Origin of the sequence: Priestia sp. YIM B13491 (assembly GCF_042787605.1) — a bacterium.
Taxonomy (GTDB): Bacteria; Bacillota; Bacilli; order Bacillales; family Bacillaceae_H; genus Priestia; species Priestia megaterium_E.
This window is the reverse complement of sequence record NZ_JBHZOR010000001.1, coordinates 417521-435042: the sequence shown is the minus strand read 5'-3', so window position 1 is coordinate 435042 and position 17522 is coordinate 417521. Positions and strand designations below refer to the sequence as shown.

Genomic DNA, 17522 nt, shown 5'->3' with positions numbered 1-17522 from the left:
TTCAACTTGATTATGCACCTTTTGTATAAAGAGTCATAATCAAATCGCCAATGCTAAGTCTTTGCTTAACATTGGCCATTATTACTTTTTCTCTTTTAACGTCTTATGTGCTTCTTCGACTACTTCATGCATAGTAAGCGGAGCTTGATTTTCACCAAGTTCACGCTCGCCTTTCCAGCGCAGGTGGAGAAGAAATTCGATATTTCCATCTCCTCCCGTTATCGGTGAATACGACATGTTATATACATCGTATCCTTGACGAAGCGAGAAATCCACCATGCCTTGAAGGACTTCTTCATGCACTTTTGAATCACGCACGATTCCTTTTTTCCCAACTTGCTCTCTTCCAGCCTCAAACTGTGGCTTAACGAGCGCAACAACGTCGCTGTGTGGAACAAGAAGTGTTTTTAACACAGGAAGAATGAGTCTTAAGGAAATAAATGATACATCAATAGAAGCGAATTCAGGCAAGCCTCTTGATAAATCAGCTGGGGTCACGTAACGGAAATTTGTTCGTTCCATTACTTCTACTCGTTCATCTTGACGAAGCTTCCAAGCTAGCTGATTATAGCCTACGTCTAGCGCATAGGACATCTTCGCTCCATTTTGAAGGGCACAATCAGTAAAGCCTCCAGTAGAAGAACCAATATCAATCATGATTTTATCCGCTACATGGACATTAAATTCTTTAATCGCTTTTTCAAGCTTAAAGCCGCCTCTGCTGACGTAAGGCATTACTGCACCTTTAATTGTCAGCGGCGTATCGCGTTCAATTTTCTCTCCCGGCTTATCCAAACGGACTTCATTCGCATAAACAAGTCCTGCCATTACTGTACGCTTTGCTTTTTCTCTTGTTTCAATCAAACCTCGTTCTACTAATAATACATCTACTCGTTCTTTTTTTGTCACTTAACTTCAAGCCTCTTTTGTGTTGGTGTTACGAGTTTTTTAACTCGATTTATAATCTCTTCTTTGGTTAAGCCAATTTCTTCTAAAAGTTTTGTTACGCTTCCGTGCTCGATAAAGCGATCTGGAATCCCCATACGTTCAACGCGCGTATCATAATAGCCGTGCTCTGATGCAAACTCTAACACCGCGCTCCCAAAACCGCCTTGAAGTACCGCTTCTTCTACCGTAATCACAGGCTTATTCGTTTGGAAAATCTCATGAAGCATTTTTTCATCCAGCGGTTTAATAAAACGAGCATTTACCACTTTGACGCTGATTCCTTGCTTCTCAAGTTCTGCTGCTGCATCCATCGCCATTGAAATTGTTGTACCAAACGTTAAAATGGTTGTATCTGAACCTTCTTTTAATACGTCCCATGTACCGATTGGAATGTTTTTCAGTTCTGAATCTAGTTCAACACCTAATCCGTTTCCTCTAGCGTAGCGCATAGCAATCGGACCTTCTTCATAAGTCAAAGCAGTGTGAACCATGTGCTGGCCTTCATTCTCGTCTTTTGGCATCATAATAACAAGGTTAGGCAAATGACGTAAGAATGCAATATCAAACACGCCTTGATGCGTTTCACCATCAGCACCTACTAGTCCAGCGCGATCAATTCCAATAAATACATTTAGCTTCTGACGGCAAATATCATGAACCACCTGATCGTATGCACGCTGTAAAAACGTAGAATAAATAGCTAAAAAGGGCTTCATATTTTGAGTTGCAAGACCCGCTGCCATTGTTGTTGCATGCTGCTCTGCAATCCCAACATCAAACATGCGATGTGGAAACTCTTTTTGAAATGCTTCGAGTTTTGAACCTACAGGCATTGCTGGCGTTACGGCTACAATGCGATCATCTTCTCTAGCCATCTTCAATACCGTATCACTTACTAATTTACTCCAAGCAATCGGAACATTTTTGTCTTTAATAAAGTCACCAGACTCAATTTTGTAAGGGCCTGTACCATGCCATGCTCCGCTTTTATCGCTTTCCGCTGGCAAGTACCCTTTCCCTTTTTTCGTAATAACGTGAATCAGTACCGGTCCTTTTGTTTTCTTTGCATATTGTAACGTTTCCAATAAATCGTCATAGCTATGGCCATCAACCGGGCCTAAATACGTAAAGCCAAGATCTTCAAAGAACATGCCTGACACGACCATGTACTTTAGGCCATCTTTTACACGTTCTGCCGTTGCTGCAAGCTTCCCGCCTACTGCAGGCACTTTTTTCAGCAAGACTTCAAGCTCATCTTTTACCCAGTTGTATTTGCCCGCCGTGCGCAAACGTCCTAGAATACTGTGTACAGCACCCACGTTAGGAGCGATAGACATTTCATTGTCATTTAAAATAACGGTCATATCCGTTTGCTCGTGCCCGATGTGGTTAAGCGCTTCAAGAGCCATACCACCTGTTAAAGCTCCATCCCCAATGATAGGAACAATATGAGCTTTTGTTTTTTGTAAATCTCTTGCAGCAGCCATTCCCATTGCGGCTGAAAGAGATGTAGAACTATGTCCCGTTTCCCATACATCATGCTCACTTTCGTCACGCTTTGGAAAACCGCATAATCCTTTATATTGACGGATTGTATCAAACTCTCCCGCTCGTCCTGTTAAAATTTTATGGACATACGACTGATGCCCCACGTCCCATAAAAATTTATCTTTTGGGCTGTCGAACACTTTATGGAGTGCAAGCGTTAACTCAACAACCCCCAAATTCGGCCCTATATGACCACCAGTTGCAGAAAGCTTTGTAATTAAAAAACGACGAATCTCTTCACTTAGTTCTTCTAATTGTGTTACTGACATTTTCTTTAAAAACTCAGGATTTTTTATCGTTGTAAGATCCAAGGTGGATCACTCACTTTCGTACTTGTTATAAAGTTACCTTAATACATTGTCTATTGTTTTATACGTATAGTCAATTTTTAGTATTTCCTTATTACTTACAATACCTTTGATATTCTATCAGTAAACCAGTGATATTCAAAGGAAAACAGTGAAAAAATAGCCGCTAACACAAATGTGATAACGGCCACCAAGATATTGTATATGTCTTTCAAACCTATGCACTACGCTTTTATACAGTAGTAAAATCATTATAGCATAGCCCCTATTGGGACTCAATCTTATTTTACTGTATCACTCAAAAAACCTGACAGAACTCGTCATTAACTATCACGTTTTGCTATATATAAACAAATTTCTTCTAGTAATCCGTGCTTAATTTGAGCTTGACGTAACGAGAGAAGTGCTTGTTCAACATGATACTGTAACTTTTCTTTGGCCGCTTCCATACCTAACAAAGAAGGATATGTCGTTTTTTCATTTTCTGTATCACTGCCAATTGGCTTTCCTAATTTTTCTTCAGACCCTTCCACATCCAAGATATCATCTTGAATTTGAAACGCTAACCCTACATGCTTACTGAATTCTTCTAATAATTCTTGCTGTAGAGGCGTAGCTTTTGCAAGAATAGCTCCTGCTTTTACACAAAAACCTAGCAGCTTCCCCGTTTTGTGAAGGTGAATATATTCAAGCTCATCTAGCGTGAGCTGCTTTTTTTCGCCTTCCATATCCGCAACCTGTCCGCTGATCATACCTTCTGTTCCGCTTGCTTTTACCAGTTCTGTAATGAGCTGAAGCTTCATATGTGATGTAATCTCAGGATGTGCCGCTTCAGAAATGAGCTGAAAGCTATTTGTTAAAAGAGCATCTCCAGCTAATATAGCCGTTGCTTCGCCGTACACCTTGTGATTCGTCGGTTTACCTCTTCTTAAGTCGTCATCATCCATGCTAGGTAAATCATCGTGAATGAGAGAATATGTATGAATCATTTCCACTGCACATGCTGTTTCTAATCCCATGCTCTCGTCTTTTCCAAACGCATGTAGCGTTGCAAACAACAACACTGGGCGAAGTCGCTTTCCTCCTGCCGTAAGAGAGTAAAGCATGGATTCCTTTAAGTTAACCGGAGCATGTAATGCTTTTACCACTTCAGGCAAGCGTGTTTCTACTCGATCTTTTGTAAAAGAAATATACTCTTTTAAATTCATTTCATTCACCATCACTCTTCCTCCTGCACCGAGAATGGCTCAAGCGTTCCGTCTTCACGTAAAATAGTTTCCATTTGCTTTTCAATATGCTGAAGACGATCGTGACAGAATTTTGAAAGAGTCATTCCTTCTTGGAATTGTTGAATTGCTTCTTCTAAAGGCACGTCGCCTTCTTCTAGCTTGTTTACGATGGTTTCTAACTGCTCCATCGCCTCTTCAAACGTATACTCTTTATTTGTCGCCATTTTTCATCGCTCCTCTATTTTCGAAACTTCACACTGCAACTGTCCATCGGTCAAACGAACGTTTACCACATCGCCTTTGGATACTTGTTTGGTTGATTTAATTAACTCTTTTTCTTTATCGTATACTAAGCTGTAGCCTCTTTCCATTGTTTTTAATGGACTAAGCGTATGTAATTTTGACGTTGCCGTTGCAAATAAAAGCTGTTTTTGCTTTAGCAGCTGCTGCATCTCTTTTGTCAGCATTTTCGTCAGCTGCTGTTGACGCTCCGCTGCTTTCGTTAACTGATGCTGGGGGTGATTGCGCAACAAAGCGGCTGTTAGCTGCTCGGAGTTCGTCCGTTTATCTTCAATGTACCTTCTACCTTCACGATAAAAACGCTCCATCAACTGATCTAACTGCTGCTCTTTTTGCTCGACCAACTTTTGAGGATAACGAAAAGCATATGATTTTTGGGATCGTTCAAGCCTGCGGCTACTAGACTGAAGCATTTCTTTCATCGAACGAAGAAGACGGATATTTCGCTGAGTCAATCTTTCTGTAATTTCACTGATATGAGGCACAGCCAATTCCGCAGCACCCGTTGGAGTAGGAGCGCGAAGATCTGCTACAAAATCTGCAATTGTAAAATCGGTTTCATGTCCAACCGCTGAAATAACAGGAATAGTAGAAGTGAAAATTGCACGAGCAACGCTTTCTTCGTTAAAAGCCCAAAGCTCTTCAATTGACCCACCACCGCGGCCAACAATTAATACGTCTGCTTCTTTACGACGGTTTGCTTCTTCAATTGCCTTAATGATAGACGGTGCCGCATTCACTCCTTGAACAAGAGCGGGCATCACAATAATGTTCGCGTTATATCTGCGCTTTAATGTCGTAATAATATCACGTACGGCTGCTCCAGTTGGAGATGTAATAACACCTATTGTTGTTGGATACTTCGGCAGTTTTCGTTTCCTAGCAGGATCAAATAAGCCTTCTTTTTCCAGCTTTTTTTTCAGCTGTTCGTAGGCCAAGTATAAGTTTCCAACGCCATCAGGCTGCATTTCTTTTACGTACATTTGATAGTTTCCGCTTGGTTCATAAACCGAAATTTCAGCTCGAATGAGTACATTCATTCCTTCTTCAGGCTGAAAATTAAGCTGCCGGTTATGCCCAGCAAACATAACGGCTGCGATACGAGCATTTTGATCTTTCAAGGTGAAATACATATGTCCCCGACTATGACGTTTAAAGTTAGAAATTTCTCCTTTAATCCATACATCTTGCATGTGAGGGTCTACATCAAACTTGCGCTTAATGTATCGTGTAAGAGCCGTAACGGTTAGATAACGCACTTCACTCATCGTTTTGCCTCCTTTGCAGTCACCCTCTCCCCTTTATATAAAGGAGAGAAGCATTTTGGTCACTTGATTTGGCAAGATGAACCTTTATTTAGATAAAGTTGTTAACACTTTAGACAATACGCCATTGATAAACTTGCTTGATTGATCATCGCCAAACGTTTTCGCTAATTCAATCGCTTCATTTAACGTAACGCTCGTAGGAATTTCTTCTTCATACTTCATTTCGTATACGGCAATACGTAGGATAACGCGGTCTACAGTAGCTACACGATCTAACGTCCATTTTTCTAAATGATTGCGTAAAAGTTCATCAATTTCTTGCTGATGTTCAACCACACCTAGCACGAGACTTTCTAAAAATTGATCAGACTTTTCATTTTGTACAACATTTCCGATTGCCTCCATTGGCTCGGTCTGCCCTAAATCATGCTGAAATAGTGCTTGTAATGCTTTTTGGCGTGCTGTATGTCTTTTCATTATTTTTGCTCCTTTATTTATCTTCTTCAACTAGTATACCTAGATAATAGCATAGTTTATGAAACGATACTTCATTGTTCTTAGACGAAGTTTGTAGAACACGAAAAAGACCGTCTTTATGACGAGACAGTCTTTTTCACTTTACCATAGCTTGTGTTGAAAAGGAACAAGTAATCATACGTTATTCCATTTTAGCAACAGCCGTTAGGTCAACGTTTGTTTTATTCAACTTCTTCAATATCAGTTTTTTGCGTATCAAACTGAATCCCTACGATATGAATGTTTACTTCATCGAGATCAATAGCTGTCATATTTTTAAGGGCTTGACGAATGTTATCTTGTACTTGTTGCGCTACGTTTGGAATAGACACTCCAAACTTCATCATACAAAATACGTCTACTTTTATCCCGTTTTCTGTTAAGTCCACTTTTACACCTTTACCGTGGTTTTTCTTTCCTAGTTTCTCCACAACGCCAGCTGCAAAATTTCCTCTCATTGCAGAAACGCCTTCTACTTCAGAAGCAGCAATACCCGCAATGACTTCAATAACCTCAGGAGCAATTTCTACTTTGCCAAGAGAATTTGGGTGTTCTTCCATTTCTAATACATGATTTTCATTCATGTACAGCACCTCCTATAGTTTATATTATACTAAGAATTCATTACGTCATATAGCTCAAGAAACTTCGTGTTGAATTCACCGCTAACAAATTTTTCATGATTTAATAGTTTTTGGTGAAAAGGAATAGTGGTCGCCACGCCGTCGATAACAAATTCATCTAACGCGCGCTTCATTCGTTCAATAGCTTCCTCACGAGTTGGCGCATGAACGATCAATTTAGCCACCATTGAATCATAGTAAGGCGGGATTGCATAGCCCGGGTATGCAGCAGAGTCTACGCGCACTCCGTAGCCACCTGGCGGCAAGTACATTTGAATCGTACCTGGTGATGGCATAAAGTTTTTCTCTGGGTTTTCTGCGTTGATTCGGCACTCAATTGCCCATCCGTTAAATGTCACTTCTTCTTGCGTAAACGGTAAAGTTTCACCATTTGCCACTTTGATTTGTTCTTTAATTAAATCAACTCCTGTCACCATCTCTGTAACAGGGTGTTCTACTTGGATACGCGTATTCATTTCCATGAAGTAAAATTTATTTTCACGGTAATCATAAATGAATTCCACTGTTCCGGCTCCTGTGTAATTAACGGCTTGAGCAGCTTTAACAGCAGCGTCGCCCATTAATTCACGCGTTTTTTCGTCTAACGCTGGAGAAGGCGTTTCTTCAATTAATTTTTGAAGACGGCGTTGAATCGAGCAATCACGCTCTCCTAAATGTACAGTATTCCCATGAGAATCAGCCAACACTTGGATCTCAACGTGACGGAAATCCTCAATGAACTTTTCAATATACACACCAGGGTTACCGAAAGCTGTAGCAGCTTCTTGCTGTGTAATTGTAATACCTTTAATAAGCTCTTGTTCATTTTTCGCAACGCGGATTCCTTTTCCTCCGCCTCCTGCCGTTGCTTTAATAATAACAGGATAGCCAATATCATTAGCGATTGACATACCGTCTTCCACTGACTCTACAATTCCAGTTGAACCAGGAACAATTGGAACACCCGCTTCACGCATCGTTTCTCTCGCTACGTCTTTTGTTCCCATTTTGTTAATGGCTTCAGGACTTGGTCCTACAAATGTAACGTTACACTCTCTGCATAGCTCTGCAAAATCAGCGTTTTCAGCTAAAAAGCCGTATCCAGGGTGAATAGCGTCACAGCCCGTTAGCATCGCAACACTCATAATGTTTGTAAAGTTTAAATAGCTGTCTTTAGATGACGTTGGTCCAATACAATACGCTTCGTCTGCTAATTGTACATGCAAAGAGTCACGATCAGCTTGAGAATGAACAGCTACTGATTCTACACCTAATTCTTTACACGCTCGAATAATTCGAACCGCAATTTCTCCTCGATTCGCAATTAATAGCTTTTTAATCATATTTACCGCTCCTTATTCAGGCTTTACTAAGAAAAGAGGTTGACCGTATTCTACAAGTTGTCCATTTTCAACTAATACGTCAACGATTTCACCTTTAACTTCTGCTTCGATTTCATTGAATAATTTCATTGCTTCTACAATACATACAACCGAATCTTTTTGTACTTTATCTCCAGGAGTTACGTATACATCAGATTCTGGCGATGATGACGCATAGAATGTCCCTACCATCGGAGATGTAATTTTATGTAAACTCTCATCAACCGCTGGGGCCGCTTGTTCTTCTTTTGGTTGAGCAGACTGTGCTGCTGGGGCTGGCGCTGGAGCCGCTGCTGCCTGCGGTGCAGGTGCTGCCACTTGTTCAGGTGCCGAAACCACTACTTGCTGCGCTTGTTTGGAAACAATTGCGTCTTTTTTCTTCATCTTGATTTTGGAGCCTTCGTGCTCATAGGTGAACTCCTCGATTGATGATTGATCAACTAGTTTAATGATCTCACGGATCTCTTGAATTTTTAACATATTGAACACTCCTACCTCATGAAAATAGAATTCTCTACAATGTTAATAATACGATAGATGGCTACAGCCATTCAATTCGTTTGGCAAACATTAAAAAGAAGTTCCACTTACTCTATAATAACTTTTTAGCGTTATCGTTTTATAAATGGAAACATAGCTTTACAGATGACAATACGTATGAAAACATTTGTCACCTAGTACTAATATAAGATTATGAAACCTATTATAACCGAAGTAAAAAAAGAAAGCCATGTTAAAATTTTTACCGTCTCGCTTAGATTTTAGTCATTTCATAAAAAAAGAAGTGTAAACAACCCCAATTTACGGCTGTTTCACACTTCTTTTATTCCCTTTATTTAGTTGGCTGAAACTCTACCGCTACTTCTTTTGGACCCATTTCTTTTTTGACTAGCTGAATGATTTGATTTGCTTTTGTTTTTGAGTGTTTTTCTGTCTTAACCGTAATTTGTACTTGCTTTCCGTCTGCTCTTACTAGCGCGTCACTGTATCCTTTTGCTTTAATTAATGTTTCCAGCGTGGCTTCTTTTTCCCCTAGCTTTGATAATTCATCAATTTTATCCATCGCCTTGCTTACTTCCGCAGGCGTCACATTTTTTGATGCCGCTACTTCTTGATACTCTTCTTTTAATTGACTTCTTTCATCATTTAATTCCAAACGAAGCGCCGTAAATAGCTCATCGCTGTCCGTGCTTGATACAACCGCTGATTCTTTTGCATTTTTAGCCGTTTCCTTCTTTACATCTTCTGATGAGCCTTCAGTTTTTGAATCTTCTTTTGTTCCTGATTTCTCATCTGTCTGTTGTTTTGTATCTTCTGCAGGAGCCTTGTCATCAGCTTGCTTTTCGCTTTGCTTTTCATTGTCTACTAACGCAACATTACTCTGAGGATTTTCTGGCGTTGTCATATAATACACCGATAACACAACCACTAAACTTAGCATTGTTAATAACCAAACCGTTTGCTTTTTTAATAACATATTCATTTCCCCCTCATCCTTTTTTCGCTAATACTGCTACTCTATGACTTGGTATATCGAGCGCTCTTGTCACGGCTTCAATAATAGATTTCTTTACCTCGATATTATCAGCTCCTTTAGCGACAACTAACACGCCTCTTACTTTTGGTTTTTCGGTTTTAACTACAACAGGCTTTTCTTGTTCTCCGCTTCTTACAATGACCAGCTGTTCGTCTGTTGAGGAATCTTCAACTTTACGAGTCCCTCCTTCACGGTCCGTTTCGTTGGTCGTTTGCGATTTTGTGACGCTGTTTTTTTCATATATTTTGGATTCTGTTGCATCTAGGTTCACAATTACTTTTACCTTACTTACGCCTCTAACTTGATCCAAAATATCTTTCAATTCTTCCTCATACCGCTCTTCATAACCTGTCATCGTTGTTGTCTTTTTAGAGCTAAAAGCGGGAACATCCTGTGATACCGGTGGTGCGCTGGTTTCTTTGCTTGCACTCTTTAGTAATCCGCCTGAATTCATAGATGTTGTGAGTGAGTTGCTAAATACCATAAAGATAACGCCTGCAGCTAGTAAAATGCCTATATACATTAACTTTGAAGGTTTCTTCGTAGTTGATGACTGTTTAAGTGAAAAGAACCGCTGAAAAAATGATGGGTCACCTTTTTCTGGCTTTTGACTCATTTCGTGTCTCCCTCCTCCATATTCACAACAACTTGGCCTTGTTTTACATCCCATTTTGCTGCTAAATAGTTGGATAATTTCTTGGATTCTGTTGGTTTGTTTGTTTCGATCGGTGTGGAGGTATCAATAGAAATAACTTTCACAGCTGAAACAACCTCGGAATCATCCGATGCTTTTTTACTTACGGCAACTGAAATGGATTTAATATTATCAGCGGTAGGTTCGTCGTTCGGCTTTTTTGTTTCAATGTGAATTCGATCAATTGCTACACCATACTGATCCATCAACTCCTCTTTTACATCTGTCTCCATTTGGACAGCCATTTGTTCTAAAATATATGCACGTTGTGAAGCTTGTATTTCTTTTTTCTGATTTTCTATTGAATTTTCTACCTGCTGATCGGATCGAATAGATGATAAGCTAAGTGATTTCAGCATTTGATTAACATCCACTTTGAAAATTTGAAAAACGGGTGTAATAATAATCAGCATTAAAAGAAGTCCAACCACCAGCTTTGTATATTTTTGAAAACTAGAATTGGGCAATAGTAAATTAATAATGGTAGCTAATAAGATAAAAAGAACGATATTAGTAATCCACGTCGTTAAGGCCTGCAATTTCTTCACCTCACCATCATTGTGACGTTGCTCGCTGTAATGATGACCGTTAAACATAAGAAAAACATAAGCGAGACAACCGCAAGCGCCGCGAAAATATAGATGACGCTTTTGCTGATAATGCTCAAGCAGGAAATAACCGGTCCTCCTCCAATAGGTTGAAGAAGAGCTGCTGCTAGCTTATAGATAAAAGCGAGCGTTAACACTTTAATAGCCGGAAACGCGACGATTAACAGTAAGACTGCTACTCCAGCAATCCCTACTGAATTCTTTAATAGAAGCGAGGCACTGATGACTGTATCAGCCGCATCTGTGAATACACGTCCTACAACAGGTATAAAGTTCCCTGTGACAAACTTTGCCGTTCGAATTGTAATACCGTCGGCAACAGCTGAGGTGGCCCCTTGAACGGACAGCACCCCTAAAAAAACAGTTAGGAATATTCCAAGCACGCCAATGCTTATATTTCTCAACAGCTGAGCAAGCTGTGTAACCTTATGTTCATCTGAAATCGTACTCACAATGCTAAGCAGTGCTGAAAGAAAAAGCAGCGGCATCACTACGTATTGAATAAGCAAACCGCTTGTGTTCATTAAAAACAAAATCATCGGATGAAAAAAGGCTGCCGATACAACTCCTCCTGATGATGCCATTAAGGCAAGCAGCAGCGGCACCAGAGCTAAAATGAATTTGGTCATGGTCTCAATCGCTCCCGTTGCATAAGAGATAGCAATTTGAAAACTATTAAGAGCAATGATGATCAAAACCATATATACAAGCGCATACGCTACTTTACTTACGGTTTGCTGATTAAACGCACTTTGGAGCGTTTGTAAAAACACGCTAAAAACCGTTAGCATAATGAGCGTACCGAGGAGCTTTCCATTCGCTAATACTTCATGAAATAAAAACTTTACAAGACCTCCTAGCCATTCTTTAAGAGAGAACTCTTTTTCTCCTTTTAAAAAATCGACTAAACTTCCCTTCTGACTCTCGGGTAAAAAGCCGCCGTATTGGGTAATAATATCGTCCCAAAATTGTTTGACTTCATCGATACCGAGCTTATCAATTTGTTCATTGACAAGTTCTTGCTGCTTCGGGGGTTCGGAAGCTTGTACATTTTCTGGAAAGAAAAAAAAGAGGAACAAAAGAAGAGCGAGTATATTCACTTTAAACGTCCACCGCTTCATTTCGTCACCTCATATTAAGTAAAATTAATTGGGCAGCATTGAAATAATCGTTTCAATAATGACCGTTAAAATAGGAATTGCCATGGAGAGAATCAGCACTTTTCCACCTAATTCAATTTTAGAAGCAATGGCACCCTGCCCTGCATCTTTCGTAATTTGAGCACCAAATTCGGCGATATAGGCGATACCAATAATTTTCAAAATGGTTTCCACATAAATCATGTTAACGTGGGCATTAATCGACAGCCGCTCGACCATCTTAATAATTTCGTAGATTTGATCAATTAAAAAAAGAAAGATCACGGATCCCACGAATACAACAAGTAAAAAAGCAATAGGTGATTTATGTTCTTTTAAAATAAGAGCCAAAAACGTAGCTACTAACCCTAAGCCCACAATTTGAAGCATTTCAATGGCAACTCACCCCTCTACCCTTGAAATAAAAAAACCGATTTGATTTTTTGAAATAAGTCCTCTACAATCGAAGCAACCATAAATAAAATATAAATAAAACCGATGAGGGTAACCCAGTTCGCGTAATCTTTTTTTCCCATCTGTTCGAGTACGGTGACTAAAAAAGCTACGACGATACCAATCCCAGCAATCTGAAAAATGGTGTTCATATCAATTCCCACATTCAATCCTCCTCTATCGCTACATCAATAGAATGACCAGTAGCAACCCAGATAGAAAGCCTAAACTTTTAACCATTTTTTCATAGCGATTCTGCTTATCAATTGCATCTTGTTCTTCGCGTTCAAGATGATTCAGCGTCAGTAAGATATGCTTTTGCTGCGAATAACGATCATGCTGACCAAGCGTTTCACCAAACTGTTTTAAGATTTCTAGTTCTCCCGTTTTAAGTGCGGTTTGTTTCCAAAATTGGTCCAACGTCTTTTCCCAAGCTTCCTTGACACTTTCAGTACCTTCTTTTAATTTCATTGAAAACTCATTAAATAAAGAAGCCAAAGGATTAGGAAGCTGTAGAGATAACAAATGAGCAACTTCTTGAAGAGGCCGATTGCTGTACATAATTTCTGCTTCTAACGACCTCAGAGCCGTTTTTAATTGCCTGAGCTGCCTGGGTCTTGCACTAAGCTGCTTTGCAAACTCAAACCCTGTGTAAGTGGAAGCAAATAAGATAAAGATGGCACCAAACAGTTTCATACACCATCACCCTTTACTATTTTCAATAAGCGACTTTTCAACGGACGTTTTCATGGAATTATAGTGCTCATCGTAGATAGCCTGAAGTGTTCCAGGACCTCGGCTGTTCGATAGCACAACATACCTTTTGAATACGTGAAGTTTCATTAAAGCTTGCAAAGTGGGACGCTTCATTAAATCGTCAATGTCATAGCCATGAACAGTCATAATGACACGAACGCCAGCATTAACCGCTTCAAGTACGGCCTTACAATCTTCTTCACTTCCCACTTCATCCACGATCAGCACATCGGGGCTCATGGAGCGAATCATCATCATCATGCCTTCAGCTTTCGGACAGCTGTCTAATAAATCCATTCTAGATCCGAATGTATGCTGAGGAACCCCTTTAACAGCCCCAGCAATTTCTGATCGTTCATCTACAATTCCCACTTTAAACGGAGGAATCTTAGAGCGCTTTATGCCAGTACTTATTACTCTGGCTAAATCGCGAATCATGGTTGTTTTTCCTGTTTGAGGAGGTCCTATAATGACCGTACTTTGCCAATAGCGATTGTATAAAAAAGGAATAAGCTGATTCGAAATACCAATCTTTTGTTTAGCAATCCGGATATTAAAGGATGATACATCTCGAATCACACGAACCTGTCCATTTTCTGTTACAACTTTTCCCGCTAGCCCAACCCGGTGCCCGCCTTCAATGGTGACATATCCTTTTTTCAATTCTTCTTCAATCATATAAATTGAAAACTGGCTTAATTTATTTAAGATAAATAAAGCATCTTCTGCACTTGGAAGATACGATTCGAAATATGGCTGATTGTTGATTGTAAATTCGACAGGTCTTCCTATACGCACTCGAATTTCTTCTAGTACATGAGAATGGTTTGTAACATAAAATTCAACAGTCTTTTTTAAATTAGGCGGAAAGATTGCAAGTATTTCGTTTAACATATTCATCCCCTCATATTTGAACTCACTTCAATGTATTATAGGCTTGACCATTTTATGCCTACCTTTTATTTAAAAACACCGATTAAAATGAAGAGCACTCCTACTACAATCATGATTAATTTCCCAAAAGATAATTGATCGGCTACGGACACTAAACCTATGGTAAAAGAACTCACCATTACAATCGGACCAACAAGTGCTAACATTCCATTAATCATTAACGCTTTTTTCACATCATTGTTTGTGACAATTAAAATAGCGGCAATAAACTCAATAAATGAAGAAATAAATCGAAGGCACGCCATCGTTAATACCGTACCGTTTAAATGATCCAACCACTGCTTCATAAGCCCCTCCTATATCTCTGCGTTGTTTAGTACAACCTATGCAAAATAAGGAAGAGTTAGCACAAAAAAACATACAAAAAAGGCAGAGAATGATTCTCTGCCTTTTTTGTATGTTTGCAGCTTACTTACACGATCCAATTACGCGCGTGATACGTAGCTGCTGTCTGTTGTGTTGATAATTAATACGTCACCTTCGTTTACGAAGAACGGAACGTTTACTGTTAAGCCAGTTTCCACAGTTGCCGGTTTTGTACCGCCAGAAGCTGTGTCACCTTTAATACCAGGTTCAGTTTCTGTTACTTTAAGCTCAACTGTGTTTGGAAGTTCAACACCTAATGTCTCACCTTGGTACATCATAATTGCTACTTCCATATTCTCTTTTAAGAATTTTAGCTCATATTCAATTGCACTTGCTGGAAGCTCTAATTGCTCATAAGACTGGTTGTCCATGAATACGTGCTGATCGCCGCTTGCATATAGATATTGCATTTTACGGTTATCAATTTGTGCTTTTCCTACTTTTTCACCTGCACGGAACGTTTTTTCTTGCACAGCTCCTGTACGAAGGTTACGTAGTTTTGAGCGAACGAATGCAGCGCCTTTACCAGGCTTTACGTGTTGGAAATCCATTACACGCCAAATACCTCCGTCTACTTCTACTGTCAAACCTGTACGAAAATCATTTACTGAAATCATGAAGAAATCCTCCTACATTTTATAAAATAATGAACTCTTTTGATGAGTGCGATAATGCCTCATTACCTTCTGCTGTGACGATCGTATCATCTTCAATACGAACGCCCCCTAAGTCTGGTATGTAAATACCTGGTTCAACGGTTACAATCATACCTGGCTGCAGTACATCTGTAGATTTCACAGAAAGTGATGGGCCTTCATGTACTTCTAACCCTACGCCGTGACCGGTCGAATGTCCAAAATACTGGCCGTATCCGTGTTCTGTAATATAATCACGCGTTAACGCATCTGCTTCTTTACCCGTCATACCCGCTTTGATGCCGCTCATTCCATTAAGCTGCGCTTGCAGTACGACATTATAAATTTCTTTTAGCTTATCACTTACTTCACCGACGGCAAATGTCCGTGTGATATCTGAACAGTAACCGTTATAGTATGCGCCAAAATCAAGCGTTACAAGTTCCCCTTTTTCAATTACTTTTTCAGAAGCAACACCATGCGGTAAAGCCCCGCGATGCCCTGAAGCAACAATTGTATCAAAAGATGAAGATGTTGCGCCTTGTTTTCTCATAAAGAACTCCAGTTCATTAGATACTTGAAGCTCTGTTAAACCAGGACGAACAAAGGTTAAAATATGTTCATATGCTGCATCTGCTATTTTTGCAGCTTCCTTTAATATCTTAATCTCTGAGTCACTCTTTATCAAGCGTAAGTTTTCGATTGCGTGCGAGATTGGAACAAGTTCCGCGCCGATATGCTTATCAAATAATTGATGCTGTCCATATGTAACATAATTCTGTTCAAAACCAAGCTTTTTAATTCCAAATTGTTTCACTACATTCGCTACTTCTTCTACAATAGGACCCTTGTGCTGAACGATATCAAAACCTTCTGTTTGACTAGTTGCTTGTTCAACATAACGAAAATCTGTTACAAATGCCGCTTTGTCTTCAGAAATGATAACGACACCAGCAGATCCTGTGAAATTGGTCATATAGCGTCTGTTATATTCACTTGTAATTACAACACCATCCACATTCAACTTTGAAAACTGTTCGCGTAGTTTTTCGATTTTCATTTTATTTCCCCCTTAATTGTAAAAGTGCCTGCAGGGCAAGCTCGTATCCGTATAAACCTAACCCGACAATTTGACCATGTGTAACAGGTGCCGTCACCGAATGGTGGCGAAACTCTTCACGCTTATGTACGTTCGAAATATGCACTTCAATAACAGGAACAGATATACTGGCAATCGCATCTCGAATGGCATAACTGTAGTGAGTAAAAGCACCAGGATTGATCATAATTCCATCAAATTTCTCATCCGCTTCATGAATCCAGTCGATAATTACACCTTCGTGATTAGACTGTACGCACTCAACTTCTACCCCATGGTCTCTGCCTGCTCGCTGAAGCTTCTCTTCAAGATTTTGAAGATTATCTGTCCCATATACCGCTGGTTCGCGTACGCCTAAACGATTTAAATTAGGACCGTTTATTACTAAAATCTTATTCATCTTAATTCAACACTCTCCCCTACTACGAACCCTTTATGCAGCTCACTTATGTGAATTTGCACTTTATTTTTCTTTTTAAATCATTATATAGAATATATTAGCATACGTTGGAACATTCACACTACTTATTCGCCGTTTGAAAATCTGTAGATTCATCTTTTGTTTGAAGCTCTGCAGCTTCAAAAGAAATGGAATATCCGATGAATACACCATATAAAATATAAATACAGAGGGATGAAATAATCGTGTTAGCTGGAAGCTCTCCAATTGTTTTTAAGTTGGGAAAGAGCGGATTCAAAACAACGAATACAATTGCCCACCATAATAAGCCGTAAGCAAAACCTATCCAAATTGTTTTAAACTTCTTTAATAGGACGTAGTATAACAACCCGACAACAATAGATAATACCCCTATAAGAAAAATACTGACGATAACACCTATTCCTTTATCCTTCCAATCACCTAACGCCCATGGATCTAAAAGCATATTTGGATTGATAACACTAAAGCTGAACAGATAATTTAAATAGCCAATAAAGCTCCAGAAAATCCCTCCAAAAAAGGAAATAAAGACGGCTTTAAATAAAAAAGACATTTCCTGTTTATGCGTAGGGTGGTTATCCTGTTTTTTTTCATGCTGTTCTTTAGGTTCTGACATATTAATCACCTCTTGATGTAGTATGAACTTTTTTCTCATTTCCTACTGACTCATTTCTAAGTTTTTACGTTTATTACTCTTCCTATACGCAAGAAGGGAGC

The 17522-nt window shown here is 39.5% G+C and carries 22 protein-coding genes; all 22 read right to left on the bottom strand.

Annotation, left to right across the window (positions count from 1 at the left end; translation table 11 throughout):
* Positions 1-81: 81 nt before the first annotated feature.
* The gene (locus tag ACFX4E_RS02240) at positions 82-909 is read right to left on the bottom strand and encodes a TlyA family RNA methyltransferase (RefSeq protein WP_377237918.1); all 828 of its coding nucleotides are present in this window, start codon (positions 907-909) and stop codon (positions 82-84) included.
* On the bottom strand, positions 906-2807 hold the full coding sequence (dxs, locus tag ACFX4E_RS02235) for a 1-deoxy-D-xylulose-5-phosphate synthase (RefSeq protein WP_028410662.1): 1902 nt from the start codon (positions 2805-2807) through the stop codon (positions 906-908). Before dxs ends, ACFX4E_RS02240 begins: the two co-directional genes overlap by 4 nt.
* A gap of 320 nt (positions 2808-3127) precedes the next feature.
* Positions 3128-4024 carry a polyprenyl synthetase family protein gene (locus ACFX4E_RS02230; RefSeq protein WP_013059139.1) on the bottom strand — a complete coding sequence of 299 codons (897 nt, stop codon included), beginning with the start codon at positions 4022-4024 and terminating at the stop codon, positions 3128-3130.
* Positions 4024-4257 carry an exodeoxyribonuclease VII small subunit gene (locus ACFX4E_RS02225; RefSeq protein ID WP_013059140.1) on the bottom strand — a complete coding sequence of 78 codons (234 nt, stop codon included), beginning with the start codon at positions 4255-4257 and terminating at the stop codon, positions 4024-4026. The genes ACFX4E_RS02230 and ACFX4E_RS02225 overlap by 1 nt, the downstream gene beginning before the upstream one ends.
* A 3-nt stretch (positions 4258-4260) precedes the next feature.
* Positions 4261-5601, bottom strand: a complete 1341-nt coding sequence (xseA, locus tag ACFX4E_RS02220; protein ID WP_060746986.1) for an exodeoxyribonuclease VII large subunit — start codon at positions 5599-5601, stop codon at positions 4261-4263.
* An 84-nt stretch (positions 5602-5685) separates the two neighbouring features.
* Positions 5686-6078 carry a transcription antitermination factor NusB gene (nusB, locus tag ACFX4E_RS02215; RefSeq protein WP_013059142.1) on the bottom strand — a complete coding sequence of 131 codons (393 nt, stop codon included), beginning with the start codon at positions 6076-6078 and terminating at the stop codon, positions 5686-5688.
* A gap of 221 nt (positions 6079-6299) precedes the next feature.
* Positions 6300-6701: an Asp23/Gls24 family envelope stress response protein gene (locus ACFX4E_RS02210; protein ID WP_013059143.1), complete on the bottom strand. Its 402-nt coding sequence runs from the start codon at positions 6699-6701 to the stop codon at positions 6300-6302.
* Between the two features lie 29 nt (positions 6702-6730).
* Entirely contained in the window at positions 6731-8083 is a 1353-nt protein-coding gene (accC, locus tag ACFX4E_RS02205) for an acetyl-CoA carboxylase biotin carboxylase subunit (protein ID WP_013084993.1), read from the bottom strand.
* Positions 8084-8095: 12 nt separating this feature from the next.
* On the bottom strand, positions 8096-8602 hold the full coding sequence (gene accB, locus ACFX4E_RS02200; RefSeq protein ID WP_028410660.1) for an acetyl-CoA carboxylase biotin carboxyl carrier protein: 507 nt from the start codon (positions 8600-8602) through the stop codon (positions 8096-8098).
* Positions 8603-8954: 352 nt separating this feature from the next.
* Positions 8955-9605 (bottom strand): SpoIIIAH-like family protein, encoded by a 651-nt coding sequence (locus tag ACFX4E_RS02195; RefSeq protein ID WP_272766929.1) that lies wholly within the window; start codon positions 9603-9605, stop codon positions 8955-8957.
* Positions 9606-9612: 7 nt separating this feature from the next.
* Positions 9613-10275 (bottom strand): stage III sporulation protein AG, encoded by a 663-nt coding sequence (spoIIIAG, locus tag ACFX4E_RS02190; RefSeq protein ID WP_013084996.1) that lies wholly within the window; start codon positions 10273-10275, stop codon positions 9613-9615.
* Positions 10272-10901: a stage III sporulation protein AF gene (gene spoIIIAF, locus ACFX4E_RS02185; RefSeq protein WP_231504554.1), complete on the bottom strand. Its 630-nt coding sequence runs from the start codon at positions 10899-10901 to the stop codon at positions 10272-10274. Before spoIIIAF ends, spoIIIAG begins: the two co-directional genes overlap by 4 nt.
* Complete coding sequence (gene spoIIIAE, locus ACFX4E_RS02180; RefSeq protein ID WP_013059149.1) at positions 10898-12082, bottom strand: stage III sporulation protein AE; 1185 nt, start codon at positions 12080-12082, stop codon at positions 10898-10900. The genes spoIIIAF and spoIIIAE overlap by 4 nt, the downstream gene beginning before the upstream one ends.
* Before the next feature lie 24 nt (positions 12083-12106).
* The gene (spoIIIAD, locus tag ACFX4E_RS02175) at positions 12107-12490 is read right to left on the bottom strand and encodes a stage III sporulation protein AD (protein ID WP_013059150.1); all 384 of its coding nucleotides are present in this window, start codon (positions 12488-12490) and stop codon (positions 12107-12109) included.
* A 20-nt stretch (positions 12491-12510) separates the two neighbouring features.
* Positions 12511-12717, bottom strand: coding sequence for a stage III sporulation protein AC (spoIIIAC, locus tag ACFX4E_RS02170; protein WP_013059151.1), 207 nt, complete (start codon positions 12715-12717; stop codon positions 12511-12513).
* 19 nt (positions 12718-12736) lie between these two features.
* Complete coding sequence (gene spoIIIAB / locus ACFX4E_RS02165; protein ID WP_028410656.1) at positions 12737-13249, bottom strand: stage III sporulation protein SpoIIIAB; 513 nt, start codon at positions 13247-13249, stop codon at positions 12737-12739.
* A gap of 6 nt (positions 13250-13255) precedes the next feature.
* On the bottom strand, positions 13256-14203 hold the full coding sequence (gene spoIIIAA, locus ACFX4E_RS02160; protein ID WP_377237919.1) for a stage III sporulation protein AA: 948 nt from the start codon (positions 14201-14203) through the stop codon (positions 13256-13258).
* Positions 14204-14268: 65 nt separating this feature from the next.
* Entirely contained in the window at positions 14269-14550 is a 282-nt protein-coding gene (locus ACFX4E_RS02155) for a YqhV family protein (RefSeq protein WP_013059154.1), read from the bottom strand.
* 138 nt (positions 14551-14688) lie between these two features.
* Complete coding sequence (gene efp / locus ACFX4E_RS02150; protein ID WP_013059155.1) at positions 14689-15246, bottom strand: elongation factor P; 558 nt, start codon at positions 15244-15246, stop codon at positions 14689-14691.
* A gap of 19 nt (positions 15247-15265) precedes the next feature.
* Positions 15266-16324 (bottom strand): M24 family metallopeptidase, encoded by a 1059-nt coding sequence (locus ACFX4E_RS02145; RefSeq protein WP_028410654.1) that lies wholly within the window; start codon positions 16322-16324, stop codon positions 15266-15268.
* A gap of 1 nt (position 16325) precedes the next feature.
* Complete coding sequence (aroQ, locus tag ACFX4E_RS02140; protein ID WP_013059157.1) at positions 16326-16763, bottom strand: type II 3-dehydroquinate dehydratase; 438 nt, start codon at positions 16761-16763, stop codon at positions 16326-16328.
* A gap of 121 nt (positions 16764-16884) precedes the next feature.
* Complete coding sequence (locus tag ACFX4E_RS02135; RefSeq protein ID WP_050689215.1) at positions 16885-17421, bottom strand: YqhR family membrane protein; 537 nt, start codon at positions 17419-17421, stop codon at positions 16885-16887.
* Positions 17422-17522 lie beyond the last annotated feature (101 nt).

Bases quoted from the DNA above. Each gene is read 5' to 3' on its own strand.
- spoIIIAG (WP_013084996.1), bottom strand. From the start codon at position 10,275: ATGAGTCAAAAGCCAGAAAAAGGTGACCCATCATTTTTTCAGCGGTTC.
- ACFX4E_RS02145 (WP_028410654.1), bottom strand. From the start codon at position 16,324: ATGAAAATCGAAAAACTACGCGAACAGTTTTCAAAGTTGAATGTGGAT.
- accC (WP_013084993.1), bottom strand. From the start codon at position 8,083: ATGATTAAAAAGCTATTAATTGCGAATCGAGGAGAAATTGCGGTTCGA.
- spoIIIAB (WP_028410656.1), bottom strand. From the start codon at position 13,249: ATGAAACTGTTTGGTGCCATCTTTATCTTATTTGCTTCCACTTACACA.
- ACFX4E_RS02195 (WP_272766929.1), bottom strand. From the start codon at position 9,605: ATGAATATGTTATTAAAAAAGCAAACGGTTTGGTTATTAACAATGCTA.
- xseA (WP_060746986.1), bottom strand. From the start codon at position 5,601: ATGAGTGAAGTGCGTTATCTAACCGTTACGGCTCTTACACGATACATT.
- spoIIIAD (WP_013059150.1), bottom strand. From the start codon at position 12,490: ATGCTTCAAATTGTGGGCTTAGGGTTAGTAGCTACGTTTTTGGCTCTT.
- nusB (WP_013059142.1), bottom strand. From the start codon at position 6,078: ATGAAAAGACATACAGCACGCCAAAAAGCATTACAAGCACTATTTCAG.
- spoIIIAE (WP_013059149.1), bottom strand. From the start codon at position 12,082: ATGAAGCGGTGGACGTTTAAAGTGAATATACTCGCTCTTCTTTTGTTC.
- aroQ (WP_013059157.1), bottom strand. From the start codon at position 16,763: ATGAATAAGATTTTAGTAATAAACGGTCCTAATTTAAATCGTTTAGGC.
- ACFX4E_RS02210 (WP_013059143.1), bottom strand. From the start codon at position 6,701: ATGAATGAAAATCATGTATTAGAAATGGAAGAACACCCAAATTCTCTT.
- accB (WP_028410660.1), bottom strand. From the start codon at position 8,602: ATGTTAAAAATTCAAGAGATCCGTGAGATCATTAAACTAGTTGATCAA.
- ACFX4E_RS02225 (WP_013059140.1), bottom strand. From the start codon at position 4,257: ATGGCGACAAATAAAGAGTATACGTTTGAAGAGGCGATGGAGCAGTTA.
- ACFX4E_RS02230 (WP_013059139.1), bottom strand. From the start codon at position 4,024: ATGGTGAATGAAATGAATTTAAAAGAGTATATTTCTTTTACAAAAGAT.
- ACFX4E_RS02135 (WP_050689215.1), bottom strand. From the start codon at position 17,421: ATGTCAGAACCTAAAGAACAGCATGAAAAAAAACAGGATAACCACCCT.
- spoIIIAA (WP_377237919.1), bottom strand. From the start codon at position 14,203: ATGTTAAACGAAATACTTGCAATCTTTCCGCCTAATTTAAAAAAGACT.
- ACFX4E_RS02155 (WP_013059154.1), bottom strand. From the start codon at position 14,550: ATGAAGCAGTGGTTGGATCATTTAAACGGTACGGTATTAACGATGGCG.
- efp (WP_013059155.1), bottom strand. From the start codon at position 15,246: ATGATTTCAGTAAATGATTTTCGTACAGGTTTGACAGTAGAAGTAGAC.